At 64.3% G+C, this 26,851-nt stretch carries 25 protein-coding genes; 7 read left to right on the top strand and 18 right to left on the bottom strand.

Annotation, left to right across the window (positions count from 1 at the left end):
- Window positions 1–23: 23 nt before the first annotated feature.
- Window positions 24–3,938, top strand: coding sequence for a PAS domain S-box protein (locus tag N826_RS40535; RefSeq protein ID WP_052832124.1), 3,915 nt, complete (start codon window positions 24–26; stop codon window positions 3,936–3,938).
- 62 nt (window positions 3,939–4,000) lie between these two features.
- On the opposite strand, the gene N826_RS27040 is transcribed toward N826_RS40535, so the two are convergent.
- Entirely contained in the window at window positions 4,001–4,744 is a 744-nt protein-coding gene (locus tag N826_RS27040; protein WP_044433908.1) for a transporter substrate-binding domain-containing protein, read from the bottom strand.
- A gap of 308 nt (window positions 4,745–5,052) precedes the next feature.
- On the opposite strand from N826_RS27040, the gene N826_RS27035 reads away from it, so the two are divergent.
- A complete protein-coding gene (locus N826_RS27035) occupies window positions 5,053–5,604 on the top strand; it encodes a septal ring lytic transglycosylase RlpA family protein (RefSeq protein ID WP_052832122.1) in 552 nt (183 codons plus the stop codon).
- A 112-nt stretch (window positions 5,605–5,716) separates the two neighbouring features.
- On the opposite strand, the gene N826_RS27030 is transcribed toward N826_RS27035, so the two are convergent.
- Window positions 5,717–6,043: an HPF/RaiA family ribosome-associated protein gene (locus tag N826_RS27030; RefSeq protein ID WP_044433906.1), complete on the bottom strand. Its 327-nt coding sequence runs from the start codon at window positions 6,041–6,043 to the stop codon at window positions 5,717–5,719.
- Window positions 6,044–6,353: 310 nt separating this feature from the next.
- On the opposite strand from N826_RS27030, the gene N826_RS40530 reads away from it, so the two are divergent.
- Together N826_RS40530 and N826_RS27020 are read left to right on the top strand one after the other, a co-directional pair.
- Window positions 6,354–8,048, top strand: a complete 1,695-nt coding sequence (locus N826_RS40530; RefSeq protein ID WP_052832120.1) for a sensor histidine kinase — start codon at window positions 6,354–6,356, stop codon at window positions 8,046–8,048.
- A gap of 122 nt (window positions 8,049–8,170) precedes the next feature.
- The gene (locus N826_RS27020; RefSeq protein WP_052832118.1) at window positions 8,171–9,094 is read left to right on the top strand and encodes a calcium-binding protein; all 924 of its coding nucleotides are present in this window, start codon (window positions 8,171–8,173) and stop codon (window positions 9,092–9,094) included.
- Window positions 9,095–9,111: 17 nt separating this feature from the next.
- Here the strand turns inward: N826_RS27020 and N826_RS27015 are convergent, their stop codons facing one another.
- Window positions 9,112–9,807 (bottom strand): GntR family transcriptional regulator, encoded by a 696-nt coding sequence (locus N826_RS27015; RefSeq protein WP_044433904.1) that lies wholly within the window; start codon window positions 9,805–9,807, stop codon window positions 9,112–9,114.
- 93 nt (window positions 9,808–9,900) lie between these two features.
- On the opposite strand from N826_RS27015, the gene N826_RS27010 reads away from it, so the two are divergent.
- Window positions 9,901–11,112: a benzoate/H(+) symporter BenE family transporter gene (locus N826_RS27010; RefSeq protein WP_044433902.1), complete on the top strand. Its 1,212-nt coding sequence runs from the start codon at window positions 9,901–9,903 to the stop codon at window positions 11,110–11,112.
- Between the two features lie 49 nt (window positions 11,113–11,161).
- On the opposite strand, the gene N826_RS27005 is transcribed toward N826_RS27010, so the two are convergent.
- The 8 genes from N826_RS27005 to N826_RS45425 all read right to left on the bottom strand — a co-directional run bounded on the left by N826_RS27005 (window position 11,162) and on the right by N826_RS45425 (window position 18,429).
- A complete protein-coding gene (locus N826_RS27005) occupies window positions 11,162–12,910 on the bottom strand; it encodes an ABC transporter substrate-binding protein (protein WP_044433900.1) in 1,749 nt (582 codons plus the stop codon).
- A gap of 81 nt (window positions 12,911–12,991) precedes the next feature.
- Entirely contained in the window at window positions 12,992–13,285 is a 294-nt protein-coding gene (locus N826_RS27000) for a DUF2160 domain-containing protein (RefSeq protein WP_244619442.1), read from the bottom strand.
- Between the two features lie 16 nt (window positions 13,286–13,301).
- Complete coding sequence (locus N826_RS26995; RefSeq protein ID WP_044433898.1) at window positions 13,302–14,144, bottom strand: carbohydrate ABC transporter permease; 843 nt, start codon at window positions 14,142–14,144, stop codon at window positions 13,302–13,304.
- Window positions 14,141–15,016: a carbohydrate ABC transporter permease gene (locus N826_RS26990; protein WP_044433896.1), complete on the bottom strand. Its 876-nt coding sequence runs from the start codon at window positions 15,014–15,016 to the stop codon at window positions 14,141–14,143. Before N826_RS26990 ends, N826_RS26995 begins: the two co-directional genes overlap by 4 nt.
- Window positions 15,017–15,033: 17 nt before the next feature.
- Window positions 15,034–16,119: an ABC transporter ATP-binding protein gene (locus N826_RS26985; RefSeq protein ID WP_044433894.1), complete on the bottom strand. Its 1,086-nt coding sequence runs from the start codon at window positions 16,117–16,119 to the stop codon at window positions 15,034–15,036.
- A gap of 9 nt (window positions 16,120–16,128) precedes the next feature.
- Window positions 16,129–17,229, bottom strand: a complete 1,101-nt coding sequence (locus N826_RS26980) for an ABC transporter ATP-binding protein (protein ID WP_044433892.1) — start codon at window positions 17,227–17,229, stop codon at window positions 16,129–16,131.
- Between the two features lie 174 nt (window positions 17,230–17,403).
- Complete coding sequence (locus N826_RS26975; protein ID WP_044433890.1) at window positions 17,404–18,162, bottom strand: FkbM family methyltransferase; 759 nt, start codon at window positions 18,160–18,162, stop codon at window positions 17,404–17,406.
- A gap of 33 nt (window positions 18,163–18,195) precedes the next feature.
- Window positions 18,196–18,429, bottom strand: coding sequence for a hypothetical protein (locus N826_RS45425; RefSeq protein ID WP_044433888.1), 234 nt, complete (start codon window positions 18,427–18,429; stop codon window positions 18,196–18,198).
- 175 nt (window positions 18,430–18,604) lie between these two features.
- Between N826_RS45425 and N826_RS44420 the strand changes: the two genes are divergently transcribed.
- Entirely contained in the window at window positions 18,605–19,795 is a 1,191-nt protein-coding gene (locus N826_RS44420; RefSeq protein ID WP_052832115.1) for a methyl-accepting chemotaxis protein, read from the top strand.
- Window positions 19,796–20,227: 432 nt separating this feature from the next.
- Here N826_RS44420 and pspC read toward each other — a convergent pair whose 3' ends face one another.
- Genes pspC through N826_RS43395 form a run of 4 tightly spaced genes read right to left on the bottom strand, consistent with a single transcriptional unit; the run spans window position 20,228 to window position 21,746 of the window.
- Window positions 20,228–20,632, bottom strand: coding sequence for an envelope stress response membrane protein PspC (gene pspC, locus N826_RS26960; protein WP_044433886.1), 405 nt, complete (start codon window positions 20,630–20,632; stop codon window positions 20,228–20,230).
- Window positions 20,629–20,856 carry an envelope stress response membrane protein PspB gene (gene pspB / locus N826_RS26955; protein ID WP_044433884.1) on the bottom strand — a complete coding sequence of 76 codons (228 nt, stop codon included), beginning with the start codon at window positions 20,854–20,856 and terminating at the stop codon, window positions 20,629–20,631. Before pspB ends, pspC begins: the two co-directional genes overlap by 4 nt.
- A 3-nt stretch (window positions 20,857–20,859) precedes the next feature.
- Window positions 20,860–21,537, bottom strand: a complete 678-nt coding sequence (pspA, locus tag N826_RS26950; protein WP_044433882.1) for a phage shock protein PspA — start codon at window positions 21,535–21,537, stop codon at window positions 20,860–20,862.
- A gap of 53 nt (window positions 21,538–21,590) precedes the next feature.
- Window positions 21,591–21,746 (bottom strand): hypothetical protein, encoded by a 156-nt coding sequence (locus N826_RS43395; protein WP_157599369.1) that lies wholly within the window; start codon window positions 21,744–21,746, stop codon window positions 21,591–21,593.
- A gap of 191 nt (window positions 21,747–21,937) precedes the next feature.
- On the opposite strand from N826_RS43395, the gene pspF reads away from it, so the two are divergent.
- On the top strand, window positions 21,938–22,963 hold the full coding sequence (gene pspF / locus N826_RS26945) for a phage shock protein operon transcriptional activator (protein ID WP_044433880.1): 1,026 nt from the start codon (window positions 21,938–21,940) through the stop codon (window positions 22,961–22,963).
- A gap of 33 nt (window positions 22,964–22,996) precedes the next feature.
- Here the strand turns inward: pspF and N826_RS26940 are convergent, their stop codons facing one another.
- The 3 genes from N826_RS26940 to N826_RS26930 all read right to left on the bottom strand — a co-directional run bounded on the left by N826_RS26940 (window position 22,997) and on the right by N826_RS26930 (window position 26,359).
- Window positions 22,997–24,148: an FAD-binding oxidoreductase gene (locus N826_RS26940; RefSeq protein WP_244619441.1), complete on the bottom strand. Its 1,152-nt coding sequence runs from the start codon at window positions 24,146–24,148 to the stop codon at window positions 22,997–22,999.
- A gap of 64 nt (window positions 24,149–24,212) precedes the next feature.
- Window positions 24,213–25,511, bottom strand: a complete 1,299-nt coding sequence (locus tag N826_RS26935; protein ID WP_244619440.1) for an aromatic ring-hydroxylating oxygenase subunit alpha — start codon at window positions 25,509–25,511, stop codon at window positions 24,213–24,215.
- A 92-nt stretch (window positions 25,512–25,603) separates the two neighbouring features.
- Complete coding sequence (locus N826_RS26930) at window positions 25,604–26,359, bottom strand: terminase small subunit (protein WP_147040174.1); 756 nt, start codon at window positions 26,357–26,359, stop codon at window positions 25,604–25,606.
- Window positions 26,360–26,851 lie beyond the last annotated feature (492 nt).

Raw genomic sequence — 26,851 nt, 5'->3', positions numbered from 1 at the left:
GGCGATTGCTCCACGGGAGACCCATGCACCATTCCGCGACGTGCTCCACCGCAGCGACCCTCGCCAGGTTGGTGCCCGTGCTGATGACGGCGCTGTGCCTGCTGCTGGCCTGTCCCGGGCCGTCGCCGGCGCAGAATGCCGGCAGGACCGTCATGCTGGTCGACGAGACGGCGGTCCATGCGCTTGGCCCCGACCTGGAAGTATTAGCCGACGAGACAGGGCGGCTGACCATAGATCAGGTCGCCACGCCCGAGTTCTCGATGAACTTCACGCCTTCCACCCAGGACGAACCGGGTTTCGGGATCACGCGGTCCGCGATCTGGAGCAGGATCACGCTCAACAGCATCCTGTCGGTGGAGCGCGAATGGTTCCTGGTCTACCGGCAGGCCCTGGTCGACAGGATATCGGTCTATGTCCCGCGCCCGGACGGCGGCTGGACCGAGATGAACAGCGGCATGCTGTCGCCGAACCGCTACTTCATCTTCCCGCATCGCTATCCGGTCTTTCCCCTGGGTCTCCAGCCGGCCGAGCAGCCCACCATCTATATCAGGATCGAGAACCGCGATACGCTGCGGCTGCCGCTGGTCGTCCAGTCCGTCGCCTCCCTCTATGCCTCCGACCGGTCCGAGCAACTCCTGTTCGGCATGCTGTTCGGCATCCTGATCACGGTCTGCGTCTACCTGTTCTTCATCTGGCGGGTGATGAGGGAGCACAGCCAGATCTTCCTGATCACAATGCAATTGATGATCACGATCTATATCTCCTCCACCTCCGGTTTCCTGAGCGAGTACCTGTGGAGCGGGATGCCCTGGATGGCGGGGGCGTCGGTCCAGACAGCCATCCTGCTGGTTCTAATTTCCGGTCTGCTGTTCGGCCGGAGCTTCGTGCCGACCGACCGCCTGATGCCGCACCACCGCGAACTTATGCGGGGACTGGTGGCCGTGCTGGCGATCCTGATCCCCCTGGGCTTCATCGACCGCCGCATGGTCAACACGATGCTGCCCTGGTGCGTCATCGTCATCTTCGCCGTCGCTCTCCATTCCAGCGTCGTCGCGATCCGCGCCCGGATCGACGGTGTCGTGGTCTTCACCGCCGCGTTCGGTGCGCTGCTGGCCGGCGGTCTGGCGCTCAGCCTCCTGACCCTCAACGTGATCCCGGGCACTTCGCTGGCCCACAACCTGTTCCATGCCGGGGCGGCCGTCTCCTCGGTCATCTTCGCCATCGGCATCGCGGGCCAGTTCAAGGCCCGCCAGGAGGAAAAGGAACGGGCGCTCCGGCTCAGCAACGAGCGCTTCGCGCTTGCGGCACAGGGCGCCAGTGCCGGGCTGTACGACTGGGATCTGGTCAACGACACGGCCTACTATTCCCGCCGCATGGCGGAACTGGTAGGCGGCACCGCCGCCGAACTGTCGGCCGACACGGGAAACTGGATGCTCCGGGTCCACCCCGCCGATCTCGAACGGGTGCGCCGCGCCTATCGCGCTTTCCTCAAGAGCCGGTCGATCACCGTGTCGCTGGAATACCGCGTCCTCGCCGCCGACGGCAGGCTCCGCTGGGTTTCCACCACCGGAGCCGCCGTACGCGATCCCGCGACCAGCCGGGTGCTGCGGGTCGCCGGATCGACCGCCGACATCACGGAACGGAAGCGCGCCGAAGACGGCCTGCGCGCGTCCGAATCGCTGAAGGCCGCCGTCATCGCCTCCTCGCTCGACTGCATCATCACCAGCGATCCCGAAGGCCGCATCATCGAGTTCAACCCGGCGGCGGAGCAGACCTTCGGACAGTCGCGCGATGCCGTGATGGGCAAGGTGCTGGTCGATCTCATCGTCCCACGCCATTTGCGCGGCCGCCATGCGGAGGGGTTGCGCAAGGTCTTCGGCAACCGCGAGCACCACTTGCTCGGCCGCCGGGTAGAGGTGGAGGCGATGCGTGCCGATGGCAGCGTCTTTCCGGTGGAACTGGCGGTCAACGAGGTCCAGGCAGGCGGCCAGAGCGTCTTCACGGCCTTCGTCCGCGACATCACCGAACGGCGTCAGGCCGAAGCGGCGCTTCGGACAAGCAGGAGCGACCTTGCGGAAAAGACCCGCTTCCTGGAAACCGTGCTGGACACCGTGGCCCAGGGGGTGACCGTGATGGACGCCGGTCTCAGGATGCGGCTGGTCAACAACCGGTTCGTTGCGATGTACGGCTATCCGGCGGAGCTTGGGATTCCCGGCACGCCGCTCGCCTCCCTCATCCGTGACGGAACCGGATCGGAAAGGCCGGACGGGCGCGAGGTCGCCGAAGCCTTGGCCCTCGTCCGCGAGCCACCCGATACCCGCCTGGAAGAAACCCGCCCGGACGGCAGGGTGATCGAGGTGTTCCGCCGCCAGATGGAGGATGGCGGGATGGTGGCGACCTACAGCGACATCACCCGCCTGAAGCAAGCGGAGCGCGAGGCCAAGGCAAGCGAAGCCCGGTTCCGCGGCATCCTGGAAGCGCATCCGGTGCCGGTCGTCATCACGTGGCTGGACGACGGCAGCCTGTTCTACGCCAGCCCGCGCAGCTACGAGATCTTCGCGTTCGGCGATGCGGGAGTGGACGGCATCAAGGGCCGCGACTTCTGGGCCGACGAGGACAAGCATGCCCAGGCCCGCCGGCTGCTGATGGAAGACGGTTCCATCGATCTGATGGAAGTGTCGCTGCGCCGCCGCGACGGCAGCACCTTTCCGGCGGCGATCTCGGCGCAGGCGATCGAGCTGGACGGCCGCATGGCGGCGATCACCGGCATCTACGACCTGACCGACAAGAAGCGGGCGGAGGCGGAGATCGCCCGCCAGCGGGAAGCCCTGGCCCAGTCCGAGAAGCTGGCGGCCATGGGGTCTCTGCTGGCCGGCGTGGCGCACGAGCTGAACAACCCCCTTTCCGTCGTGGTCGGCCAATCCGTGCTGATGCAGGACACGGCGCCGGACGAGAAGACCGCCCAGCGTGCCCGCAAGATCCAGCTTGCCGCCGACCGCTGTGCCCGGATCGTCAAGACCTTCCTGTCGCTGGCACGGCGCCGCCCGCCCGAACGGCGGGAGGTGGACTTGAACGAAACCGTGATGTCCGCGATCGAACTGGTCACCTATGCACTCCGCATCGACGAGATCAGCCTGGTGCTGGATCTGGCGGACGGATCGCCGCACCTCTGGGCCGATCCGGACCAGTTGAACCAAGTCGTGACCAATCTCGTGGTGAACGCCCAGCAGGCGCTCCAGTCATCGCCCCGCCCGCGCCGGATCACGATCGCCACCCGCTTCGGCCCCGATGCCGGTGCGGTCCGCCTGACGGTTTCGGACAACGGCCCGGGCGTTCCGCCCGATATCCGGAACCGCATCTTCGATCCCTTCTTCACGACCAAGCAGGCAGGCGTCGGCACCGGGGTCGGTTTGTCGCTGGTCCACAACATCGTCTACGGCCACGGCGGTACGATCACGCTGGGCGAGACGCCGGGCGGCGGCGCCACCTTCGCGATGGAACTCCCCGCACGGGCCGGCATGCCCCAGGCAGCCGGGTCCGGCCATCGGGAGGTGCGGGGGCGGACGGCGGCGCTGAGGCTCCTGATCGTCGATGACGACCCCGAGATCGCGCTGACCCTCGCGGAGATGCTGGAGCCGGACGGGCACGCCATCGACATTGCCGGGAACGGCGCCGAGGCGCTGGAGAGGCTTGCCGGCCAGTCGTTCGACCTGATCATCAGCGATCTTCGGATGCCGGAACTGGACGGTCCCGGGCTCTACCGGGAACTGGCCGCACGCTATCCGGACATGCTCGACCGGATCTTCTTCGTCACCGGCGACACGCTCGGCAGCGGCGTCCGGGACTTCCTGGAGGAAACCGGCGCTCCTGTGGTCGAAAAGCCCTTCGAGCCGCACGACCTCCGCGAAGCCATGGCCCGGATCGTCTCCGTTCCGTGACGCGGCGCGGCCGTGCGTTCAATAGATAATGCGCTCCGCAGACTCTCAATAGATCCGGATGCTCAATAGATATTGAACGGAAAGTACCGGGCATTGACCCGGAGATAGGTGCCGTTCCTCAAGACCTTGTCGATCGCCCCGTCGAACCGCGAACGCAGGTCATGGTCATCCGGCCGCAGGACCATGCCGATACCCTCATCCGTGTAGATCGGGCTGCCCACCCAGTTGAAGGCGGCGCCCTGCGGTGTGTTGAGGAAACTCCATAACGCCAGCCCATCGCCGAGAACGAGGTCCAACCTGCCTTCGATCAGGGCCGACAGCATTTCGTCGTGATCGGCATAGAGCGTCGGTTCGACCGCGGCGCTCAGGTGGCGGGCAATGTAGTCGGCATGAACGGTCCCCTTCCCGGCCCCGATTCGCCGCCCGGCGAGTTCGGCGGGGTTTATCGTCAGGGTCAGGTTCCGTTCGGCGATGAACCGGATCGGCGTGGAATAGTATTTCGCCGAGAACGACAAGTACTTTCGCCGCTCCGCCGTGATCGCGACGCTGCCCATGATCGCGTCGATCCGCCCCGCCAGGAGCGCCGGAACCAGATCTCCGAACTTCATCGTTTCCCATTCGCAGGAAACGTCGACGATGTCGCAAAGCCGGTTGCCAAGGTCCACTTCGAAACCGGTCAGCCGCCCATCCGCATTACGATAGGAGAAAGGCGGATAATTCCCTTCGGTGCCGATGCGGATCGATTCGCACCGCGCCTCGATAGCCGTCCATGAAAGCAGCGCCAGGGCGAGCCAGAATACTTTCATGACGCGGCAAGCCCCCGTTCGGTCGATCAGGTTCCGGAAAGTGCTCTCCGGACGCTATCGACCAAACGGGGTAGTGTCAACGACCGGCGGCAGGCGGTCTCAGCGCAGTCCAAGGAAGGACAGGATGGCGATGATGACGACGATGACACCGATGATGACGAAGATGTTAGGCATTATTAGCTCCGTAAGCAGGACTTGGTCGACACAAAACATTCAAATTGCGACAATGTTCCGTAATTTCCATAACTGGAACAAAATCACCGGCTGGCGTGTTGGTTGTTTAGGGTCAACAACGTTCGGCAAGACTGATGACATTCAAAAAAGCTTTGGCGACCGCACTGCTTACGGCAGCATTTTCACTTCCCGTTACCTTTATCGATACTGTACCCGCCTCCGCAGCCTCTTCCACCACCAAGTCCGGCGATACCGCCGTCAAGTCCAAGACAGCCGAATCCAAAACTTCTAAAGCCAGCACTGCAAAAGCTAAGGCATCCAAAGCCAGCACTGCCAAGGCGAAGCCCGGCAAGAAGCCCGATTTCCGGCAGGTCGGTACCGCCTCTTGGTACGGCCCAGGCTTCAACGGCAAGAAGACCGCCAGCGGCAAGCGGTTCGACCAGAACAAGCTGACTGCCGCCCACCGCTCGCTTCCGCTCGACACGGTGGTCAAGGTGACCAACCTCGACAACGGCAAGGCCGTCAACGTGGAGATCAACGACCGGGGTCCCTATTCGGGGAAAAGGGTCATCGATCTTTCCCGAGCCGCTGCCCGCAAGCTCGACATGACCGACGACGGCACAGCCCGCGTCCGGATCGAAGTCGCCGAACTTCCCGGCTCCGGTGCTCAATCCTCAACGGATTGAGCCTAAACGAATTGCCCTTCGGCGAATCGACCTTGGACCCTTCGCCGCCTTGCGGGTTCAAGCACCGGCCGGAATGCGGCTGCACGCTGCTCCCGGCCGGCGATAGGGCGCCTTACTTGCCCTTGTAGTCCCTCAGCATCCGCTCGGCGGTTTCGAAGGCGTCCTTCAGGACGGCATAGACGTCGGGGTCGGCAAACCGTTCATGCGCGTGGTTTGGTTCCTTGCTGACCACCAGATCGTCCCCCGGCACCGACATCTCGATCCGGACACGGAAAATATTGCCTTTCTGGTGCTGTTTATGCGGTGCCTCGACCACGACCCGGCATGCCACCAGCCTTGGAAACATTTTCTCCAGCTTGGCAACGCGTTCACGCACCCGCGCTTCGACGGCTTCGGAAGCTTCCAGGTTATGGAAGGCGAGTTCCAGAGGAACATCCATGGTGATTCACCCTCATCTCTTCTTTCGTACGACGCACTCAACAGATTGCAATCGGGTTCGGCACTGTCAAAACAGACCTTTCTGCCCATGTTTCGATCGATCTTTGTACGAAAGTCGAACGATAATCTTCTGATTTTTAAATACATCCTGAGTGTCTTTGGCGTCACCCATAATATCGCTTGCACGAAGCTCAGTATTTCGCCCAAAACTATGGGGCAAAGTTAAGACTGCGGTAATAGACCAATGCTGATAATCTATCCAGCGTGGGGCGATCGTCCTTCGATCAGGGCGACGTTTAGGAGAGAGCAGCTTGTCGAATGACATTGACGTCCGGGATCATGGCCAGGACCATGGATCGATCTTCAACCAGGACGCGGTCGTGCGCTTCGCCCGCTCAGGCGGCACGTCGGCCCTGATGGCTCCCCTGACCGTATCCCGTGACGCAGCTTCTTCCCGGCTGATCGGCCGCATCCTTGCCGCCGTCAGCAGATTGGACGAGTACCCATCCATAGAAACGAGCCTGTCCGACATCTCCTTACTGCTCAACGACATTCCCGGCATTTCACGCGCCGAGTTCGAGATCGACCATGCCGCCGGCTTCAGCGGCGACGACTTCAACGGCGACGACTTAGACCAAGACGATCGGATTTCCCCTACGGAAATTTCCGCCGATCCCGGAGCCGGTACGGCTTCCGTCGGCGACTGGACATCCGGAGGTCTGCGTCTGGTAGCCGGCAGCGCCGCCGGAGACGACCGGAACTCGGCGATCCCGCTCCGCGCAGGACGGACGCTGTATGGCCGGCTCCGCCTGCGCCATGACGGCGGCGCTCCGTCGCGCCAGGTCACCGCCGAACTGGAAGCGATCGGGCGCCTTGTAGCCCTGCACCTGGAGAAGCGCCAAACCATCGCTCTGCTGGAGCGCGCGAACAACGACATGGCCGAAGCACACCTGACGCTGGAGCAGGACCTGTACTGCCTGACAGTGGAGAACGCCCTCCTCGCCGCCGTCGCCCAATCCCAAGGCCGCGCCCTGCGTGGCATGGCCCCCGATCTATCGCTATCGCCCCTGCTCGACACGCTGAAGGGCCTGACCCGCGCCCGCCATGTCGAAGTCTCCGGCACTTCCGGCCGGATCGAGTTCGACAACCCTGCGCTGACGCTGCCGGCCGGTCCGCTGGCTATCGTCGAGGCAGCCGTCAGGGACATCCTGTCCGCCGCGGAAGAGCGGTCCGAACTGTGCCAGGCGAAACGCCGGGCCGAGCGGGCGGAGTTCGCCGATCTCGCCAAGACGGAGTTCCTGGCCACCATGAGCCACGAGCTTCGCACTCCGCTGAACGCCATCCTCGGCTTCGCCGAACTGCTGAAGAACCAATCCTTCGGACCGCTGGGTTCGGCTCGCTACGTCGGCTATGCCGCCGACATCCACGACAGCGGCCAGCTGCTGCTCCAGATCATCTCGGACATCATGGATGTGGCTAAAGTGGAGACCGGCCGCATCAACCTGACGCCGGACTGGGTGGACGCCACCCACTTGATGGCGTCGGTCGCCCGCCTGATCGAACCGCGTGCCGCGGCTGCCGGCATCAGCTTCGAAATAGCCCTGCCCGAACAGGCCCTGCCCCGGCTGTGGGCGGATGAACGGCTGATCAAGCAGGCGCTGCTGAACGTCCTGTCCAACGCGGTGAAGTTCACGCCGTCCGGCGGCAGCATCCGCATGACGGCGATGATCCATCCTCTGACCGGAAAGATGGAAATCGAGATCGCCGATACCGGGCTGGGTATCGCCAAGTCCGAACTGTCGAAGGTCTTCGAACCCTTCCATCGCGGCGACGGCGCGATGAACCGCCGTTTCGAAGGGACCGGCCTCGGTTTGCCGCTTGCCCGCTCGTTCGTCGAGCTTCATGGCGGGTCGCTGACGCTCGACAGCGTTCAGGGGCAGGGAACCACCGTCCATGTGGCCCTGCTGCCGGCACCGCCTCACGATCGCGACGAAGATACCCGGTAAGGCCATAATCCTCGCCACAAGAACACTATCTTACGTGGATCAGCGCCTGTACCGAACATCCGGCCCCGGCGGTACTCGTCCATGGGAAAATCCCCTGTGATTGTTTTCCGGGGGAGATTGACATGGCGACGATCCAGGGCGGAAACGGCAACGATATCCTGCGCGGCGAAGACGGACAGGATCGGCTTTTCGGTGGTAACGGCTGGGACATCCTTTATGGCGGGGCCGGCGACGATAAACTCTATGGCGAGGGCGGTACCGACACGCTGAAAGGCGAAGCCGGCGATGACGTCCTCAACGGTGGAAGCGGGATCGCATATCTTTATGGCGGCGAGGGGGCGGACCAGCTCTTCTACGACCCGACGGCATCCGACATCCTGACGGTCGGCAATTATCTGGCGCCCAGCATCCTGGACGGCGATGCCGGCATCGACACGCTCACCATCAACAACCACGCGACGTCCCTGTCTTTCGAGGGCAAGGTCGAGCCGGTCAGCACGGATATCTTCATGAGCGGCCGAACCAGCGGCCAACTCTTCTTCGAAGACAAGTTCGGCGCATACATCGAAACCGGCAAATTCCAGGAAATCGAGAAGGTCGTCGCCGGCGGAACCGGCAACCTGAAATTCTACGGCTACGATTCGCCGGGCGCCGGCATCGACGTGACCGGCACGGCGGGAGACGATCTCTTCTACAGCTTCGGCGCCGACGACACGATACGCGGCGGCGCCGGCAACGACCGCTTTTTCGCGATCGGCGGCCATGACACCATCGTCAGCGGCTCGGGCGACGCCGACCAGTTCTATTTTTCGCCGGACTACTTCTATCTTACGGGGACGGTGGACATAACCGGCTTCAACGGCGCCGGCACCGTGGACGGCGACCAGCTCATCTTCACGGCGAGCCCCGGCGACGAGGCTACCCTCGATGTCTCCACCGCCGGCGGCAAGACGATCTTCGACATGACGACGAAGGCGGGCGCCAGCACCCATGTCACGGTCGATCTGGTCGGACTGGAGGAAGGCATCGATTACTTCTTCGCATAACGCCAAACACCCATCGCTCAGCGCTCCGCGAAGAACCGGTCGATCGTCGCCGCCGCCGTTCCGATATGGGACTTGAGAACGGCGCCGGCGCGGGCGGTATCGCCCGACCGCGCCGCGTCCAGCATGGCGCGGTGGTCGTCCTGGGACATGTGCTCCCTGCCCTTCGCGGCTAGGTGAAAACGGAGATAGCGGTCGAAAGCCGCAAGCTGGCCCTCGACCAGGGCCAGCAGCCGGGGCCGCCCGGCCCTGGCGTAAAGCGACATGTGGAAACGCCGGTTGAGCTCGCCCATCCGGGACGGGTCCGGCTCCGCGTCCATCTCCGCGATCAGGTCGGCGGCGCGGGTGAAATCCTCGCCATTCAGGTGCGGGATCGACAATGCGAAGGCGGCAGGCTCCAACGCCAGCCGGATCGCGTAGGTATCGGCCGCGTCGCTGGCCGAGATTTCGGTGACCACCGCGCCCTTGTGCGGCACGAAGTCGATCAGCGCCTGCGCCTCCAGCTGGCGCAGGGCTTCCCGCACCGGCATCCGGCTGACGCCGAAGGCTTCCGCCAGATCCTCCTGCCGCAACGGCGTGCCGCCGCCTAGGCTGCCGGACAGGATCGCTGTGCGCAGCGTCGCCTCGACGAACTCGGTCGCCGTACGGTAACGCGGCCCCGACGCCGCGATCAAGCCGGCCAACGACAGCGAGGCGACTTCCGAATCCCGATTCATCCGATATCCATCTGTTGATTGGATCCAATCTTGATGTAGTCTGGCGGAGAACGAACTGCAACAAGTCCATTCTCCTGAGCACGGAAAAAGGGCATGCCCAAAGATCCCCTCACCGATTCGGCTCTCCACACCCCCGCGCGGGCTTCCCTGCTGCAACCCGCCACGGCCGGCATCCTCGCCGCCATCGTCGGTTTCGGCAGCGCCTTTCCGATCGTGCTCCAGGGCTTGGCCGGCGTCGGCGCCTCCCCAGCGGAAGCCGCCTCGGGCCTGCTGGCGCTCTGCATCGTGACGGGACTGCTGGGTGCTGCCCACAGTATCGCGACCCGTCAGCCGGTCAGCATCGCGTGGTCTACGCCGGGTGCGGCATTGCTGATTTCAACCGGCATACCCGACGGCGGATTCGCCGCCGCCACCGGCGCCTTCATGGTCGCGGCGCTGCTGGTGGTGATGGCCGGATTGTGGAAGCCGTTCGGCCGGGCTGTAGTCTCACTCCCGATGAGCCTCGCCAGCGCCATGCTGGGCGGGGTCCTGCTGACCCTGTGCCTGGCACCCGTCAAGGCGGTCGGCGCTGTCCCTGAACTGGCGCTGCCCATCGTCATCGTCTGGGCGCTGGGCTGGCGTTTCGCCCGGCTCTACGCCGTCCCCCTCGCGGTGCTGGTGACGGTCGGCATCGTCGTCTTCGCGACCCCGATACCGGCGGGAGCACTGGCGGACATCTGGCCGAAGCCGGTCCTCGTGATGCCGGAGTTCACCCTATCAGCCGCGATCAGCATCGCGCTGCCGCTGTTCATAGTGACGATGGCATCGCAGAACGTGCCGGGACTGGCCGTCATGCGCGGCAACGGCTACCAGCCCGATGTCGGCCCCGTCTTTATCTCGACTGGTCTGTTCAGCGGGATCACCGCCCTGTTCGGCGGGCATGCCGTCAACCTCGCCGCGATCACCGCCGCGCTGTGCGCCGGTCCCGAGTCCCACCCCGACCCGGCGCGGCGCTGGATAGCGCCGGTCGCCAGCGGGGCCGCCTATCTCCTGCTGGGATTGTTCGCCGGTTTCGCCTCCGCCTTCATAGCCGCCTCCCCGCCCCTGCTGATCCAGGCGGTCGCCGGACTGGCGCTGCTGAGCAGCCTCGCCGGAGCGGTGACCGCCGCAATGGCGAAGGAGGACGAACGCGTGCCCGCCATCGTCACCTTCGTCACGACGGCGTCGGGCGTCGGCTTCTTCGGTATCGGCTCCGCGTTTTGGGGGCTAGTGGCGGGCGGCTTGCTGCTGATGTTGCAGCGGGCGGGACGTCCCGCTGGTTCATGAAGGGAGTTGTTGGGCCGAAGCCCAACAACTCCCTTCATGATTCCCGTACTTACCGCACCTTGCCCTGCTTCCAGGCCGACAGAAGCTCCTCGTAAGCCACTGTCTCGCCCGTCGGCTTCTCGTTGCTCAGCTTCGGCTTCGGAGCGCCGGGCTGGTCGAACCAGTACTGCGCGTCCTGCACCTTGTTGAGCTTCGGACCGCACTCACCCTGGACGTTGGCGCGCTCCAGGCGGGCCATCACGGCGTCCTGGGCTTCCGCCAGGCTGTCCATCGCCTGCTGCGGGGTCTTCTCGCCCGTCACCGCCTCGGCGACGTTCTGCCACCACAGTTGCGCCAGCTTGGGATAGTCCGGAACGTTGGTGCCGGTCGGCGTCCACGACACGCGGGCCGGGCTGCGGTAGAACTCGACCAGACCGCCCAGCTTCGGCGCCATGTCGGTCATCGCCTGGGTCTGAAGGTCGGATTCACGGATCGGCGTCAGCCCTACCATCGTCTTCTTCAATGAGGTCGACTTGGCGACCGTGAACTGGGCGTAGAGCCACGCCGCCTTGCGCCGCTCCAGCGGAGTGCTCTTCATCAGCGTCCACGATCCCGTGTCCTGATACCCCAGCTTCATCCCCTCTTCCCAGTACGACCCATGCGGCGACGGGGCCATGCGCCACTTGGGCGTGCCGTCAGCATTGACCACGGGCAGTCCGGGCTTGGTCATGTCGGCCGTGAAGGCGGTGTACCAGAAGATCTGCTGGGCGATCGCGCCCTGGGCCGGCACCGGGCCGGCTTCCGAGAAGGTCATGCCGCCCGCCTCCGGCGGAGCGTACTTCTTCAGCCAGTCGATATACTTGGTCAGCGCGTAGACGGAGGCTGGGCCGTTGGTGTCGCCACCGCGCGTTACGCTGGAACCGGCCGGGTTGCAGCCTTCGACCCGGATGCCCCACTCATCGACCGGCAGACCGTTGGGGATGCCCTTGTCGCCCGCACCGGCCATGCTCAGCCACGCATCGGTGAAGCGCCAGCCCAGCGATGGGTCCTTCTTGCCGTAGTCCATGTGGCCATAGACGCGGACGCCGTCGATGTTCTTGACGTCGTTGGTGAAGAAGTCGGCGATGTCCTCGTAAGCCGACCAGTTGACCGGCACGCCCAGTTCATAGCCGTACTTGGCCTTGAACTTCTCCTTCAGGTCCGGCCGCGCGAACCAGTCGGCGCGGAACCAGTACAGGTTGGCGAACTGCTGGTCAGGCAACTGGTAGAGCTTGCCGTCGGGCGCCGTCGTGAAGCTCTTGCCGATGAAGTCGTTGACGTCCAGCGTCGGCAGGGTCACGTCCTTGCCTTCACCCGCCATCCAGTCGGTCAGCGGCACCACCTGCCCATAGCGGAAATGGGTGCCGATCAGGTCGCTGTCGTTGATGTACGCGTCGTAGACGTTGCGGCCCGACTGCATCTGGGTCTGCAACTTCTCGATGACGTCACCTTCCTGGATCAGGTCGTGCTTCAGCTTGATCCCGGTGATCTCGCTGAAGGCGCGGGCGAGCGTCTTGGACTCGTACTCATGGGTGGTGATCGTTTCCGACACCACCGAGATTTCCATGCCCTTGAACGGTTCGGCCGCCTTGATGAACCATTCCATCTCCTTCAACTGGTCCGCCTTGGACAAGCTGGAAGGCTGGAACTCCTGATCGATCCATTTCTGCGCCGCGTTGAGCTGATCGGCAGTCTGCGCCAGGGTCGGCAGAGCGGCCATCGTCAGTGCCGAGGCCAGCACCGTGCCGGCCAGCAGGGTTCGTCTCACCGTCTTCGACATTGTTTCCTCCGAACCGTTTCTAGTTGTTGTCGTTGCGATCGGACCGGACTCTCCGACATTCACCAGAGAGAGCGGGGGAGTTCAGCCGAACTTCATGACCACCGCCATCCACACCAGCGACACCCCGAACGCGATCCACAGGTTCAGGTCGGTGAAGCCGATGACGGCGAGGTGGATATAGGCGCTGCCGAGAAGGCCGATGAAAAGCCGGTCGCCGCGCGTCGTCGGCATCGGCAGGAATCCCCGCCGCTCGATCGTCGGCGATACGGTCTGCCACGCGGTCATAGCGGCCAGGATCAGGGCGATGCCGGCGAAGAAGGCGGCGGTCGGTCCCGTCCAGGCCATCCACTCCAGGTCGGCGGCCAGCGTTTCCATGGCGGTGGTCCCCTTGTCAGACGCGGCCCAGGGCGAAGCCCTTGGCGATGTAGTTGCGGACGAACCAGATCACCAGCGCGCCGGGCACGATGGTCAGCACGCCGGCCGCCGCCAGCAGGCCCCAGTCCATGCCGGCGGCGCTGACGGTGCGGGTCATGGTCGCGGCGATCGGCTTGGCGTCCACGCTGGTCAGCGTCCGTGCCAGCAGCAGTTCCACCCAGCTGAACATGAAGCAGAAGAAGGCGGTGACGCCGATGCCGGCCCGGATCAGCGGCAGGAAGATCGTCAGGAAGAAGCGCGGGAAGCTGTAGCCGTCGATATAAGCCGTTTCGTCGATCTCGCGCGGCACGCCCGACATGAAGCCTTCCAGGATCCAGACCGCCAGCGGCACGTTGAACAGGCAGTGCGCCAGCGCCACCGCGATATGGGTGTCGATCAGCCCGAAGGTCGAATAGAGCTGGAAGAACGGCAGCAGGAACACCGCCGGCGGGGCCATGCGGTTGGTCAGCAGCCAGAAGAACATGTGCTTGTCGCCCAGGAAGCGATAGCGCGAGAAGGCGTAGGCCGCAGGCAGGGCCACCGACAGCGAGATCAAGGTATTCAGCGCCACGTACTGGATCGAGTTGAGATAACCCGTGTACCAGGACGGATCGGTGAAGATCGTCACGTAGTTCGCGAAGGTTATGGTGCGCGGGAACAGGTCGAAACCGCTCAGGATCTCCTGGTTGGGCCGCACCGACATCGCGATCAGCCAGTATATGGGCAGCAGCAGGAAGACGAAATAGACGATCAACCCGATATGGCGCTTGCGGAACCTGCCCGTGGACGGGTTCAGCGCGGGTCCCTTCGCCGTGCTCATCGCGCATCCTCCCGGTCGGTATGGGTGATGTAGGTATAGAAGATCCACGACAGCAGCAGGATCACCAGGAAGTAGATCAGCGAGAAGGCGGCCGCCGGTCCCAAATCGAACTGCCCGACCGCGATCTGAGCCAGGAACTGGCTGAGGAAGGTCGTGGCGTTGCCCGGACCGCCGCCCGTCAGCACGAAGGGCTCGGTGTAGATCATGAAGCTGTCCATGAAGCGCAGCAGGATCGCGATGGTCAGCACCCGCCGCATCTTGGGCAGTTGGATGTAGCGGAACACCGCCCAGGCCGAGGCTCCGTCGATCTTGGCCGCCTGATAGAACGCCTCCGGGATCGAGCGCAGTCCCGCGTAGCACAGCAGGATCACCAGCGGCGTCCAGTGCCAGACGTCCATGATCAGCACGGTCAGCCAGGCATCGAAGGCACTCGACGTATAGTTGTACGGAATACCCAGACTGTTAACAGCCACACCCGCCAGCCCGATATCGGGCCGGGCATAAAGCTGCCAGATCGTGCCGACGACGTTCCACGGGATCAGCAGCGGCAGCGCGACCAGGACAAGGCACAGGGAGGACTGCCAGCCCTTGACAGGCATCGTCAGCGCCACTGCGATCCCCAGCGGAATCTGGATCAGCAGCACGCAGCCGGAAAAGATCAGCTGGCGCAGGAAAGCCCCGTGCAACCTGTCGTCGTTCAGCACCTGCTCGAACCACTCGGTTCCGACGAACACCCGCTGGAACGGTCCCAGCACGTCCTGGACCGAGTAGTTGACCACCGTCATCAGCGGAATGATCGCGCTGATCGCGACGATCAGGAAGACCGGCAGGACCAGCAGCCACGCCTTGTTGTCGTAGGGTCGCTTATCCATGGCGCCTTTTTCCTCCCTCAAGCCACCAGCCGGCCGTCGGCGTAGAGCCGGGTGCGGTCGGGCGGGAAGGTCAGCCAGCCGTGGTCGCCGGGGACGGCATCATCCTCCGGCAGCTTGGCCTTGAGCATGTGGCGGCCCAGCCGGGCCGTCACGATCTTGAAGTTGCCGAGATCCTCGACCATCGCGATCTCGGCGGGCAGCGCCCCGTTGACCGGGTTGGCCCCGATCCGCAAGTGCTCCGGGCGGATGCCGATCTCCAGCGGCACGCCCCGGTGCGGCGCGTGGTCCAGCACCGATTTGGCGAGCGGGATGCGCTGGTTGTCCACCATGGCGGCGCCGCCCTCGTAGCGGCAGGGCAGGAAGTTCATCCCCGGACTGCCGATGAAATAGCCAACGAAGGTATGAGCCGGACGCTCGAACAGCTCCTGCGGCGTGCCGAGCTGCATGACGCTGCCCTCGCTCATCACGACGACCTGCTGGGCGAAGGTCAGCGCCTCGTTCTGGTCGTGGGTGACGTAGATCAGGCTGAGCTGGAACCGCTCGTGGATCTGCTTCAGCTTCCGGCGCAAAAGCCATTTCAACTGCGGATCGATCACGGTCAGCGGCTCGTCGAACAGGATCGCCGCCACGTCGCTGCGCACCAGTCCGCGCCCCAGCGAGATCTTCTGCTTGGCATCCGCCGTCAGCCCGCGTGCCCGGCGGCCAAGCTCGCCGGTCAGTTCCAGCATGTCGGCGACTTCCTCGACCCGCGCCCGGACCTCCGTCTCCGCCACCCGGCGGTTGCGCAGCGGGAAGGCTAGGTTGTCGAACACCGACATGGTGTCGTAGATCACCGGGAACTGGAACACCTGGGCGATGTTGCGTTGCTGCGGCGGCAGGCGGGTTACGTCCAGCCCGTCGAACAGCACCTGCCCCTCGCTGGGGATCACCAGGCCCGAGATGATGTTCAGCAGCGTGGTCTTGCCGCAGCCGCTCGGTCCCAGCAGGGCATAGGCGCCGCCGTCGTGCCAGACGTGGTCCATCCGCTTCAGCGCGTAGTCCGCGTCGCCTTTGGGATGGGTGCTGTAGGAATGGGCGAGCCCGCGCAGTTCGATCCTTGCCATGGCCCTCTCCTACTCCGCCGCCATGCCGAGACGTGGGCGCGGCGGGGCCGCGACCAGCCCGCCATCGGCCCCGAAGGCAAACAGCCGGCGCGCGTTGACATAAGCCGTGACCGGCTCGCCGATCCTCAACGTATGGACGCCGTCCTGCTGGACGACCCAGGCGATGCCCGGACCGTGGACATGGATGAACGTCTCCGACCCGCTGATCTCCGCCAGTTCCACCGTACCCGGAACCGGGATGTCGTCGTCATGGGCTCGGAACACCGACAGGTGGTTCGCCCTGATGCCGAAGCGGTAGCGGCCATGGGCCAAGTCGGCCAGATGGCCGGCGGCGGGGACCCGGATGCCGTCCGCCAGCAGCACGCCGGACCCATCCACCACTCCATCCACCTGATTGAGCGGCGGATCGCTGAACACCTGCCCGACCCTCAGGCTGGACGGGTTGTGATAGACCTGAACGGTTGGACCGCTCTGAAGCACCCTGCCCTCATGGAGCACCGTGATGGTGCCGCCCAGCATCAGCGCTTCCAGCGGTTCGGTCGTGGCATAGACGACGATGGACCGGTGCCGCTTGAAGATCTCGCGCATCTCGGAGCGCAGCTCCTCGCGCAGCTTGTAGTCCAGGTTGACCAGCGGCTCGTCGAGCAGCAGCAGCCCCGCTTCCTTGACCAGCGCCCGCCCTATCGCGGTCCGCTGCTGCTGGCCGCCGCTCAGCTCCGCCGGCAGGCGCTTGAGCAGGCCGTCGATGTGCATGATCCCAGCCGCCTCCCGCACCTTGCGGTCGATCTCGGCCTTGGGCAGTCCTGCCAGCTTCAAGGGAGAGGCGATGTTGTCGTAGACGGTGAAGGAGGGATAATTGACGAACTGCTGGTAGACCATCGCGACCTGACGGCGGCGCACCGAGACGCCCGTCACGTCCTTGCCATCCCAGAGCACCCGCCCGCCGGAGGGCCGGTCCAGTCCCGCCATCAGCCGCATCAGCGAAGTCTTGCCGGCCAGCGTCGGGCCAAACAGCACGTTCAGCGAACCCGGTTCAAGCGTCAGGGACAACTCGTGCAGGTGGGTTTCACCGCCGACGACACGGGAAATCCGATCCAGCACCAGCGTCATGGGCAGACACCGGAATCGCAGCCATCCCCGCAGAAACGCAAACCGACCTCCCCAAAGCGCCCGGCCCTTGTGGGCGGGTTCGTTTTATTATCGAACAAAGGGTATGCGGAGATGTCAGGCTTTTGCAAACGAAAATTTAGAGTTCGGATTGTTCTGATTCGAAAATTTTATCACTCAGAATGATCGAAAAGGAACATGCCGGGCATAGATGTCGCCGGAGCCTTCCTCAGCCCCGCGCCCCTCCAGCCATTTCACCAGATCGTCCCTACCGCACCAGACATCGAACAGCAGGTGCCGGGCCTCTCCCAGCACCACATTATACCGGTATGTTCCCAGCGCCTCCAGCCGAGCCAAGCAGAGCAGGGTGCGGTCGCCGGTTTCGGAAATGAACTCGAACGACAGGCAGGGCAACGGCTGGGACAGTCCCGCCAGCACCGATTCCTCGAATCCCTCCACGTCGATCTTGCAGAAGCGCGGCACGCCATGGACCGCAATCAAAGCATCCAGCGTCGTGACCTCGACCGCGACCCGCTCGTCCCAGCGCTCGCCGGGAAAGCGCGGCGACGCCGAGACGGTCGCCGCCCACTCCGCCGACAGGGTCGAGAGCGTCGGGTTGCGCCGGTTGATCAGCAATTCCGCCGTTCCCGCCTCTGCCCCGACTGCGCCCTGGACCAATGCCACATCCGGGCTGTGCCCATAGAACCGCCGCAGCACCGTCATCAGGTGCGGCTGCGGCTCGACCGCGACGACTCGGACGCCCAGATCGGTCCAGGCCTGCACCCGGTCTCCCAGATGCGCCCCGATGTCGAACGCCAGATCGCCCGGCCCGACGAACTGCCCATAAAAGCGCCGGGAGCGCCGCCGCTTCAGCGGGTTGGCCCGGTAGATCAGCGCCGACCGGGCGATGCCGTAGGCCTTGAGCAAGGCGTTCATGACAATCGGCCTTCCAGGTGTCTTCAGGCTATCTCATACCAGGATGTTCAACGCCGTCCCGACATTTCCAGTGGAAAGCGGCCGATTGATGCCGCGCTCGTCTTCGTTCTTCCCTGTCAGCGAACCGGCGTTTTCGCGCAATTTGATGTCCGCCTTTGTTTCACCCGGCTGGGCATTGGGGCCGGCGCTTGGATCGATGCCCTTCTTCGCCTTCTCGGCATCGGTGCAGTCGCGGCATGGATACCCGTTAACGATCTCCATGGCCATATTGCGATCTCCAAAACTGTTCGGGATGAGAGTGGCACAATCTTCGAATTGCAGGGGATCAAGGCTCGATCACATCTCCGTTACAGCCATTGATCAGGAAAATAGTTGCGTGAAATCAGGCCGCAACATAGAAAACGTACCCCTGGCCAGCCCGAAATTTATAAGAGAAATAATTATGCTGGGAACGATCCTTTCGCGAGTCATTGGCCTGGTCTTCTGCGTCGCGGTGGCGGCCACCAGCTTCTTGTGGATGGATCGCTTGACCGCTGCCGGCGTCTTGGCGCTGACCATGGGGGTAGCGTTCCTGGTGGTCCTCAGACTGCTAGCCCCACTTACCGAACTGCGCCGGGCGCTGGAGTTGCTGGCCGAGGGGCGGACCGATTTCGTGGTGCCGTACCGGGACCGGCGGGACGAGGCCGGAGCCATGGCCCGTGCGGTCGAGACGATCCGCGCCGGCAAGGCCGCCGTCGACCGGATGATCGAGGACGACCGCGCCAGCCTGGAGCGCCGGCAGGCGCGGATGGAGCGGCGCGACCGGCGCATCGGCAGCTTCGAGCAGGCCTTAACGTCGGTCTCGATTTCCCTGTCGGCCGCCGCCGGGCATATGGGCGAGCAGTCGGGCCGGCTGGGCGAGGTGGCCACGGCCACCGCCGCGTCGGCCTCCGCCGTCGCATCCGCCGCCGCCCAGTCCACCGCCAACGTCGAGGCGGTCGCCGCCGCGACGGAGGAGCTGTCGGCCTCGATCCAGGACATCGTCCGGCAGGTCTCCGAGTCGTCGGCCATCGCCCGCCTGTCGGTCGAACAGGCCGAGCGGACCAACGCCACCGTGGCCGGTCTGGCCGACGCCGCCACCCGGATCGGCGAGATCGTCGCCCTGATCGGCTCGATCGCCGAACAGACCAACCTGCTGGCGCTGAACGCCACGATCGAGGCGGCCCGCGCTGGCGAGGCCGGCAAGGGGTTCGCCATCGTGGCGGCCGAGGTCAAGGGCCTTGCCACCCAGACGGCGCGGGCGACCGAGGACATCTCGACCCAGATTGCGGCGCTTCAGCAGGTGGCAGGCGACGCAGCGGGCGCCATCAGCGGCATCGGTGGGACGATCCGGCGCATAGCGGCCATCGTTTCCGCGATTGCCAGCGCCGTCGAGCGGCAGGAAACCAGCACGCGCGAGATCGCCCGCAACGTCACCCAGGTCAACGACGGCACCCGCGTCGTGACGGAGCACGCCGACCGTGCCCTGACCAAGGCCAGTGAGGCCAGCGGCATGGCGGAGGACGGCCGCGCCGTGGTGACCCGTCTGGCCGGCCACACCGAGGCGCTGCGAGAGCATCTGGAAAGCTTTATCAACGACATGCGCGCGGCCTGACGGAACTTTGGGACGGACCGCGATGTTTTCCCTGATAGATAAGGTTAGATCGGTGTTGGCGGCAGGTGACGGGCAATATCTGGTTAAATTATCGTAAAGAGAACTGGATCAAAAGGAAGGCAACTTCTGCCGCGTCACAAAAACGGCATAGGGCTTCATTTTACCCCTACCAACGGCCGCCCTGTTGCACCAATCTAAATAGCAACGAAGGAGAGGATACATGGAAATCGCCTTGATAGCTTTGGTCGCCTCTGTCGCCGTTGCCGGTTGCTATGCAATCGCAAGCTCGGCTCAACCCGAGCCCATCCCGGTCCGGGTACGGTCCAACCGTCGGGGTCAGCGTCGCTGACCTGACGCGCAGACGACTCCGACCCGGACAACCGTCCGGGCCGAAGCCGCCTGCATACCGAACGAACCGATACCGGCACAGCGTCAACGGTCGAGATCGTTGATGGCGCGGTTCAGTTCGAACTCCTTGGAGGAGACATAGCTCTCCATCCTGGTCAGCCGTCGTTCCACATCCCGGAACTTCTGCCTGAGCCCGGCTACCGTCACGTCCGGCTTGGTTGCGACGGTGCGCCAGAAGTCTTCTTCCTCGCGACTGGCATAAGCCCTGGGCGGCTTGGTCTTGAGGACCAAGGCCGCGAGCAGGTAGGCGCCTACGACCGGCATCGTGAAGAACACGGCGCCCAGCACCGTCCCGATGCGGACGAACATGACGTCCACCCCGAGATAGTCGGCCAACCCGGCGCAGACGCCCAGCAGCTTGCCGTTGTCCTTGTCGCGGTAGAGCTGATGCGGGTTGGGCGACGTGAAGGGCGATCCGGACCAGTTCATTGACGCGTCCTCCATCCCGGAGCTTCGGAGTCCAGGATCTTCTCCAGGCTGCCGATCCGGTTTTCCATCCTGCCGGCACTTTCCCAAAGGTCGGCCAGCATGCGTTCATCCTCGGCGGACAGGCCACGGGCCGACCGCCACTTGGTGACGTAGTGGAAGATGATCCAGAGCGGCGCCACGATTGTCAGGAACAGCACCGCCAGGACGAATGAGGCTCCGCTCATGGCTTAGCCCGCCATCGGCTTGGAGTTGTGCATGCGGGCCTTGAGATCGGCCAACTCCTGCTCGACCTTGGTCGAAGCCTCGAAGTCGGAGAACTCCTCCGCCAGCGTCCGCTTGCGGCCGATGTCCATCGACTCGGCGCGGCCTTCCAGCTCGTCGAGATTGCGCTCCACCTGCTCGAACCGGGCGAACGCGTCGTTGATGCGGTCGTCGTGGATCTGGGTGTTGACCTTCAGCCGGCTGGCCGCCGACTTGTGGCGCAGCACGATCGCCTTCTCGCGCTTCTTGGCGTCGGTCAGCTTCTCCTGAAGCCGGCTGATGTCTTCGCTGCTCTTGGCCAGCGCCTCCTCGATATGGACGAGCTGATGTTCCAGCACGTCGATCTGCTCGGCGATCTTGGACTTGGCGACCAGCGCACCCTTGGCGAGGTCGTCGCGGTCGCGCGACAGGGCCAATTCGGCCTTGCGCTGCCACTCTTCCATTTCCCGGCCGAGCTGGTTCAGCTTGCGCTCGATCTCCTTCCGCTCGGCGATGGTGCGGACGGTGCTGGAGCGAACCTCGACCAGCGTGTCTTCCATCTCCTGGATGACGAGGCGGATCAGCTTTTCCGGGTCCTCGGCACGGTCCAGGATCGAGTTGAGGTTGGAATTGACGATGTCGGTGAGGCGCGAAAAGATGCCCATGATGGTCTGAATCCCTTCAGTCTTTCTCGGGTAGTGGGAATGCGTGATTTTCGTCAGCCAACGAAGGCGCCGAGAACCACGCCGGCGGCGAAGAACACCCAGGTCTCTGTCGAGCGGGTGCGCAGATAGTCGAGGAAGCGCTCGCCTGTCGTGCGGGTCGGACGGTCCGAGGCCCGGTAACGGCTGCGGTAGCGCGGGTAGTCCTGCATGGCAGTCTCCAAAGGGAACGGTCATGGTGTTCGCGGATATCTATTGCAGCCAGCGTGCCAACCGGCAAGAAATCTATAACATATTGATATTGAACAGTTTTATTCATCGGTCTTGATACCCCTACCTGAACCTCCTAACTATCTCCGCCATGAAGTGGCGAATCTCGCCATTCCTTGGCGGAATTGACCACATGACCAAACCCTCCCCCGACCTGCCCGCCCTGATCGGCGAATCTCCCGCCTTCCAGGCCATGCTCGAACATGTCTCCAAGGCGGCGCCGCTGAACAAGCCGACGCTGGTGATCGGCGAGCGCGGCACCGGCAAGGAGCTGGTGGCGGCCCGGCTTCACTATCTGTCCCGCCGCTGGGACCGGTCCTTCGTCAAGCTCAACTGCGGCGCCCTGGCGGAGAGCCTGCTGGAGAGCGAGCTGTTCGGCCACGAGGCTGGCGCCTTCACCGGCGCCGTCCGGCGCCATGTCGGTCGGTTCGAACTGGCCGACGACGGCACGCTGTTCCTCGACGAGATCGCCAACGCCACCCCCGCCGTGCAGGAGAAGATGCTGCGCGTGATCGAGTACGGCGAGTTCGAACGGGTCGGCGGCAACCAGACGCTGGCGACCGACGTGCGGCTGATCGGGGCCACCAACGCCGACCTGCCGGCGCTGGCACGAACCGGCAAGTTCCGCGCCGACCTGCTCGACCGCCTGAGCTTCGACGTCATCACGATCCCGCCGCTGCGTGCCCGGCCGGAGGACATCCCCGTCCTGGCCGAACATTTCGGCGTCGCGATGGCGCGCGAGCTGCAACGATCCTACTTTCCCGGCTTCACCGAGCGGGCGATGACCCGCCTGCTGGCCCATGACTGGCCGGGCAATGTGCGCGAGCTGAAGAACGTGGTCGAACGCGCCGTCTACCGGGCGGAGCGGCCGGAACGTCCGGTCGATACCATCGTGCTCGACCCCTTCTCATCGCCCTGGCGGCCCGTCGCCTTGTCCGAGTCGGGCCTGATCCCCCCGGAACGGCAAAAACCCGCCGGGGAGACCCCGACGGGCGATTTTATCGAGCAAGTCAGAAAGTTCGAAACCGGACTTATCAGCGCGGCACTGGAGCGCAACCAGTTCAACCAGAAACGCGCCGCCGAAGAGCTTGGCCTGAGATACCATCAGTTCCGAGGATACCTGCGGAAATACGGTCTGCTCGAGGCCAAGTCAACCTGACGGAACGTCGCATCGGCGCTTACCGGTCGGCCGCTACCGGTCCACTACGATGTCGCTGGTCGGCTTGGAGCAGCACAGCAGCGCCTGGCCGGCGTCGATCTCGCGCTGGCGGATGCCGCCGGCGTGCTTCATGTCCACCGTCCCCGAGATCAGCTTGCTCTTGCAGGTGCCGCACAGGCCCTTGGTGCAGGACGACGGCAGGCGCATGCCCGCCGCACGGGCGGCGGTCAGGATGTTGGTGTCGGCGGCGCATTCGACCACGCGGCCGGTCTTGGCGAACTCGACCCGGAAGGTCCGGGTTTCCGGAACCGGCGGAGGCACCGGTACGGTGGCGGAGGCGGCGGCCGCTTCCGGCTGGCTTTCGGCCAGCGTCTCGAAGTTGAAGCTTTCCTCGTGGTAGCGGTCCATGTCGAAACCAGCCTCGCGCAGCATGGCGCGGACGGCGGCCATGTAGGGTTCCGGGCCGCAGGTGAAGACCGTCCGCTCCATCAGGTCGGGAGCGATCAGCTTTAGCATCGGCAGGTTCAACCGGCCCCGGAAGCCGCTCCAGTTGCGCTCGCCGTCGGTCGTCTCGCAGACATGGGCGACGGAGAAGCGGGGCAGATTGCGGGCCATCAGGTCCAGTTCGGACCGGAAGATGATGTCGGCCGGGCTGCGGGCGGAGTGGACGAAGGTGATGTCCCGGTCCTGCGCCAGATCGTGGTAGGTGCGGGCCATCGACATCAGCGGCGTGATGCCGCTGCCGCCCGACAGGAACAGATACTTTGGCGCGTGGTGGTCGAAGGCGGTGAAGTCGCCGAGCGGACCGACCGCCCGTAGCTCATACCCCGGCTTCACCGTGTCGTGCAGCCAGTTGGACACGATGCCGCCCGGCACCCGCTTGACCGTGATCGAGATCAGGTGGCCGCGCGTCGGGGCCGAGGAGATCGTGTAGCAGCGGTTGATGACCTGCCCGCCGATGGGGAGATCGAGGGTCAGGAACTGGCCGGGCTTGTAGCGGAACAGCCGGGGCTCGCGGGCGGAGAAGACGAAGGTCTTGACGTCGTGCGTCTCGTCGCGGACCAGACGGCAGACCAGCACGTCGTCGGTTTCGGCATCCCAACCCGCCAGCTCGCGGGTCACCTGGGCGGCGAAGGCGTCTTCCGCGATCCCTGTCTCTACAGGCGGCGCATCGATCATCAGCATAACCCCGTCTCGTCCCCTTCCCTGTCGAACTCTGTCTGCGGCGTGCGGCTTCAGCGCTGTAACTTCAGCGCTGGTTCAGGTGTGCGGCCATGCGGCCGATGTACCAATTGGTGAATTTCTCGACCAGCATCTCGGTATGGACCGAATAGGGGCCGGGTTCGTAGGCCGGGCTGCGCGCACCCGCCTGGGCGTAGCCGACCAGTTCGCCGTCCTGGTTGTTGGTGGCGACCCAGACCGAGATCAGGTTCCGCAGGTCGTAGTCGATGCCCTCGACCGCATCCTTGTGGACCAGCCACTTGGTCCGCAGCAGGGTCTTTTCCGGCGAGATCGGCAGCACCGAGAACGTGACGATGTGGTCGCTCATGAAGTGGTGCCAGGAGTTCGGCTGGGTCCAGACCGACAGCCCGCCGAGCTTGGCGTCGGCGATGGTGCCGAGCAGCTTCTTGCAGGCGACTTGGGTGTTCATCGTCTGCGATTCGCCGTGATTGTCGATCGGCAGGCGCTGGGCGCGGTAGCCGGTGACGCAGTCGTCCAGGTGATCGACTTCGCGCGCCGCCATCCCCTGGGCTTCGCAGCGGTTCTCCAGGTCGCAGACCAGGCTTTCGTAGCGAGCGATCTGCTCGCGCCCGACATCGTCGACCTCGTCCGGAGAATAGCCGAAGCCGTAGGCGAACAGCGGGACCGTCAATTCCGGGTGATTGACCGAGCAGTGGTAGCATTCACGATTGTTCTCCATCGTGAGCTTCCAGTTGCCTTCCTCGATCAGGTCGATCTGCTGGACGACCTTGGTGTTGGCGATGTCGTGGGGAGCGATATAGGGCTCCAGCGCTCGCGCCATGTCCTCGATATCGGCGGGAGGGTCTTCGGCGAGGCAGATGAAGATCAGGCCGGCGACGTTCCGCAGGTGAACCTTCTTCAGGCCGTGGCAGCCGGTGTCGAAGCCCGGTCCCATGTGCTCGGCGAACAGCAGCGAGCCGTCCAGGCCGTAGGTCCACTGGTGATAGCGGCAGACGATGTTGCCGACCGTCGTCTTTTCGTCATGGACCAGCCGCGCGCCGCGATGGCGGCAGACATTGTGGAAGGCCTGGAGCCCCATGTCGTCGTCGCGGGCGATGATGATGGAGGCCCGGTCGATATCGACAACCATGCAGTCGCCCGGCTCCGGCACGTCCGGCTCGACACCGACATAAATCCAATGCCGCCGGAAGATGATGTCGAGATCCGCCTGGAAGATGTCCGGGCTGGTGTAGAAAGCCGATTCAAGGCTGTAACCCGGCTTGCGGCGCCGGATCAGGCTTTCGATGGAGTCCGGGGCTGACTCCGTAGCTGACTCTGCAACTGGGGTGGCGACCATAATCGGCATTTCAAAGGCTCTCCCGCGGCTTCCAGGCTGTTGTCCCGCCCGAACCCGATGGTGCGACGGAGCAAAAAGGCCGGCTTCCACAAATGCGTCATTTATCTCTCAACCCGCGACATCGGGCCGGGGGATGCGATGGGCGACGGGATGCAGGACAGGGACGCGAAGCGGCGGCGCGGTTGGGTTTTGCGGTGCGTTGGCTGGGATGCTGACAGGGGGTATGTAGCCGCAAATGTCATCATTCGGCCGCTTTCGACCGGGGCGGAGGCGGGTTCTTCCGGCTCGGGCGGTTCGGCTGGTTCTTCCGGTTCGGCCGGTTCAGCAGGTTCGGGAATGAAGTCCTCGTTCTTGGCCTCGGCGGCGGCCGGGACCGGGACCGGGATCGGAGTCGGGTAGGAATCCGGGTCGAAATCGGGGTCTTCGTCCTCCCTCGGGTCGAAGAACACCTTGGACAGGTCGTCGTCGGGACTGTCGGCATAGAGGCCGGCGCGGGTGTCGCGGATGACGCCGGTCAGCTTCAGCTGCATGTCCATCGCCTTGAGGGCGGCGGTCGGGCGCTGAAGCTCCATCGCCATGTCGATGATCCGGTCAAGTCGTTCGATCGCCTGATCCACGCTGCCCTGCCGCTCCGCCATCCAGGCGTGGCGTAAAGCTTCAACGCGTAACCGAACGTCACTATCCGCCATCAGGACGCTGCCCCGCTGCCGCGCGCCCTGCGGCGAATACCCTGCCAGCCGCGCTGCCTGCGCCAAGCTGGCGCCGCGCGCTACGTGGAGTGCGAAGAGTTCCTTGCGGGAGGACAGGCGCGGAGGCGGAGATGAGGGCGGGGGTGCGGGTGTGGTCAGGGCGGGCATGGCGGCGGCTTTCGGCGGACGGGACGACAGGGGTCCGTTCTACGCGAAAGAGGTACACCTTGCAAGAATTTATTCCTTTTTTGTGCTTAGCGCGAGAATAGCGCTGTCGCGAACGACCTCGTCTATCGATGTCATGCCAGGAGCCGAAGAGTTCGACTTACGGTCGGTAAGTGTTGGGCCACGGCCCAACCTACGAAGCAGGAGCTTGTGGGTTGGGCCGTGACCCAACAAACACGGTCCTCACAGGTAAATGTCTTTGGACCTTGGTATCAACCTGTCAACGTTATGTGTCGACAGAGGATATAAACATTGCATCTTAATTTTAGGCGGGCAATTGGCTGGGCTCAGAGATTTTGCACAGCTTAAGTATCATTTTATCAAGTCTCGATATGTTTAAAGGCTTTACCAGATAGCCGTTGACACCTACCTTCGAAGCCGTGGCGCTTGCCATCTATCAGTTCAGGTGCGCGCTCCAGAGCTGAGGAAGCGGGA

This window comes from Skermanella aerolata KACC 11604, assembly GCF_000936425.1.
GTDB classification, from domain to species: domain Bacteria; phylum Pseudomonadota; class Alphaproteobacteria; order Azospirillales; family Azospirillaceae; genus Skermanella; species Skermanella aerolata.
Note: the sequence above shows the minus strand (reverse complement) of the source record. Positions and strands in the feature narration are given on the sequence as shown.

Bases quoted from the DNA above. Each gene is read 5' to 3' on its own strand.
- N826_RS40535 (WP_052832124.1), top strand. From the start codon at position 24: ATGCACCATTCCGCGACGTGCTCCACCGCAGCGACCCTCGCCAGGTTG.
- N826_RS27040 (WP_044433908.1), bottom strand. From the start codon at position 4,744: ATGAAAGTATTCTGGCTCGCCCTGGCGCTGCTTTCATGGACGGCTATC.
- N826_RS27035 (WP_052832122.1), top strand. From the start codon at position 5,053: ATGACATTCAAAAAAGCTTTGGCGACCGCACTGCTTACGGCAGCATTT.
- N826_RS27030 (WP_044433906.1), bottom strand. From the start codon at position 6,043: ATGGATGTTCCTCTGGAACTCGCCTTCCATAACCTGGAAGCTTCCGAA.
- N826_RS27020 (WP_052832118.1), top strand. From the start codon at position 8,171: ATGGCGACGATCCAGGGCGGAAACGGCAACGATATCCTGCGCGGCGAA.
- N826_RS27015 (WP_044433904.1), bottom strand. From the start codon at position 9,807: ATGAATCGGGATTCGGAAGTCGCCTCGCTGTCGTTGGCCGGCTTGATC.
- N826_RS27010 (WP_044433902.1), top strand. From the start codon at position 9,901: ATGCCCAAAGATCCCCTCACCGATTCGGCTCTCCACACCCCCGCGCGG.
- N826_RS27005 (WP_044433900.1), bottom strand. From the start codon at position 12,910: ATGTCGAAGACGGTGAGACGAACCCTGCTGGCCGGCACGGTGCTGGCC.
- N826_RS27000 (WP_244619442.1), bottom strand. From the start codon at position 13,285: ATGGAAACGCTGGCCGCCGACCTGGAGTGGATGGCCTGGACGGGACCG.
- N826_RS26995 (WP_044433898.1), bottom strand. From the start codon at position 14,144: ATGAGCACGGCGAAGGGACCCGCGCTGAACCCGTCCACGGGCAGGTTC.
- N826_RS26990 (WP_044433896.1), bottom strand. From the start codon at position 15,016: ATGGATAAGCGACCCTACGACAACAAGGCGTGGCTGCTGGTCCTGCCG.
- N826_RS26985 (WP_044433894.1), bottom strand. From the start codon at position 16,119: ATGGCAAGGATCGAACTGCGCGGGCTCGCCCATTCCTACAGCACCCAT.
- N826_RS26980 (WP_044433892.1), bottom strand. From the start codon at position 17,229: ATGACGCTGGTGCTGGATCGGATTTCCCGTGTCGTCGGCGGTGAAACC.
- N826_RS26975 (WP_044433890.1), bottom strand. From the start codon at position 18,162: ATGAACGCCTTGCTCAAGGCCTACGGCATCGCCCGGTCGGCGCTGATC.
- N826_RS45425 (WP_044433888.1), bottom strand. From the start codon at position 18,429: ATGGCCATGGAGATCGTTAACGGGTATCCATGCCGCGACTGCACCGAT.
- N826_RS44420 (WP_052832115.1), top strand. From the start codon at position 18,605: ATGCTGGGAACGATCCTTTCGCGAGTCATTGGCCTGGTCTTCTGCGTC.
- pspC (WP_044433886.1), bottom strand. From the start codon at position 20,632: ATGAACTGGTCCGGATCGCCCTTCACGTCGCCCAACCCGCATCAGCTC.
- pspB (WP_044433884.1), bottom strand. From the start codon at position 20,856: ATGAGCGGAGCCTCATTCGTCCTGGCGGTGCTGTTCCTGACAATCGTG.
- pspA (WP_044433882.1), bottom strand. From the start codon at position 21,537: ATGGGCATCTTTTCGCGCCTCACCGACATCGTCAATTCCAACCTCAAC.
- N826_RS43395 (WP_157599369.1), bottom strand. From the start codon at position 21,746: ATGCAGGACTACCCGCGCTACCGCAGCCGTTACCGGGCCTCGGACCGT.
- pspF (WP_044433880.1), top strand. From the start codon at position 21,938: ATGACCAAACCCTCCCCCGACCTGCCCGCCCTGATCGGCGAATCTCCC.
- N826_RS26940 (WP_244619441.1), bottom strand. From the start codon at position 24,148: ATGCTGATGATCGATGCGCCGCCTGTAGAGACAGGGATCGCGGAAGAC.
- N826_RS26935 (WP_244619440.1), bottom strand. From the start codon at position 25,511: ATGCCGATTATGGTCGCCACCCCAGTTGCAGAGTCAGCTACGGAGTCA.
- N826_RS26930 (WP_147040174.1), bottom strand. From the start codon at position 26,359: ATGCCCGCCCTGACCACACCCGCACCCCCGCCCTCATCTCCGCCTCCG.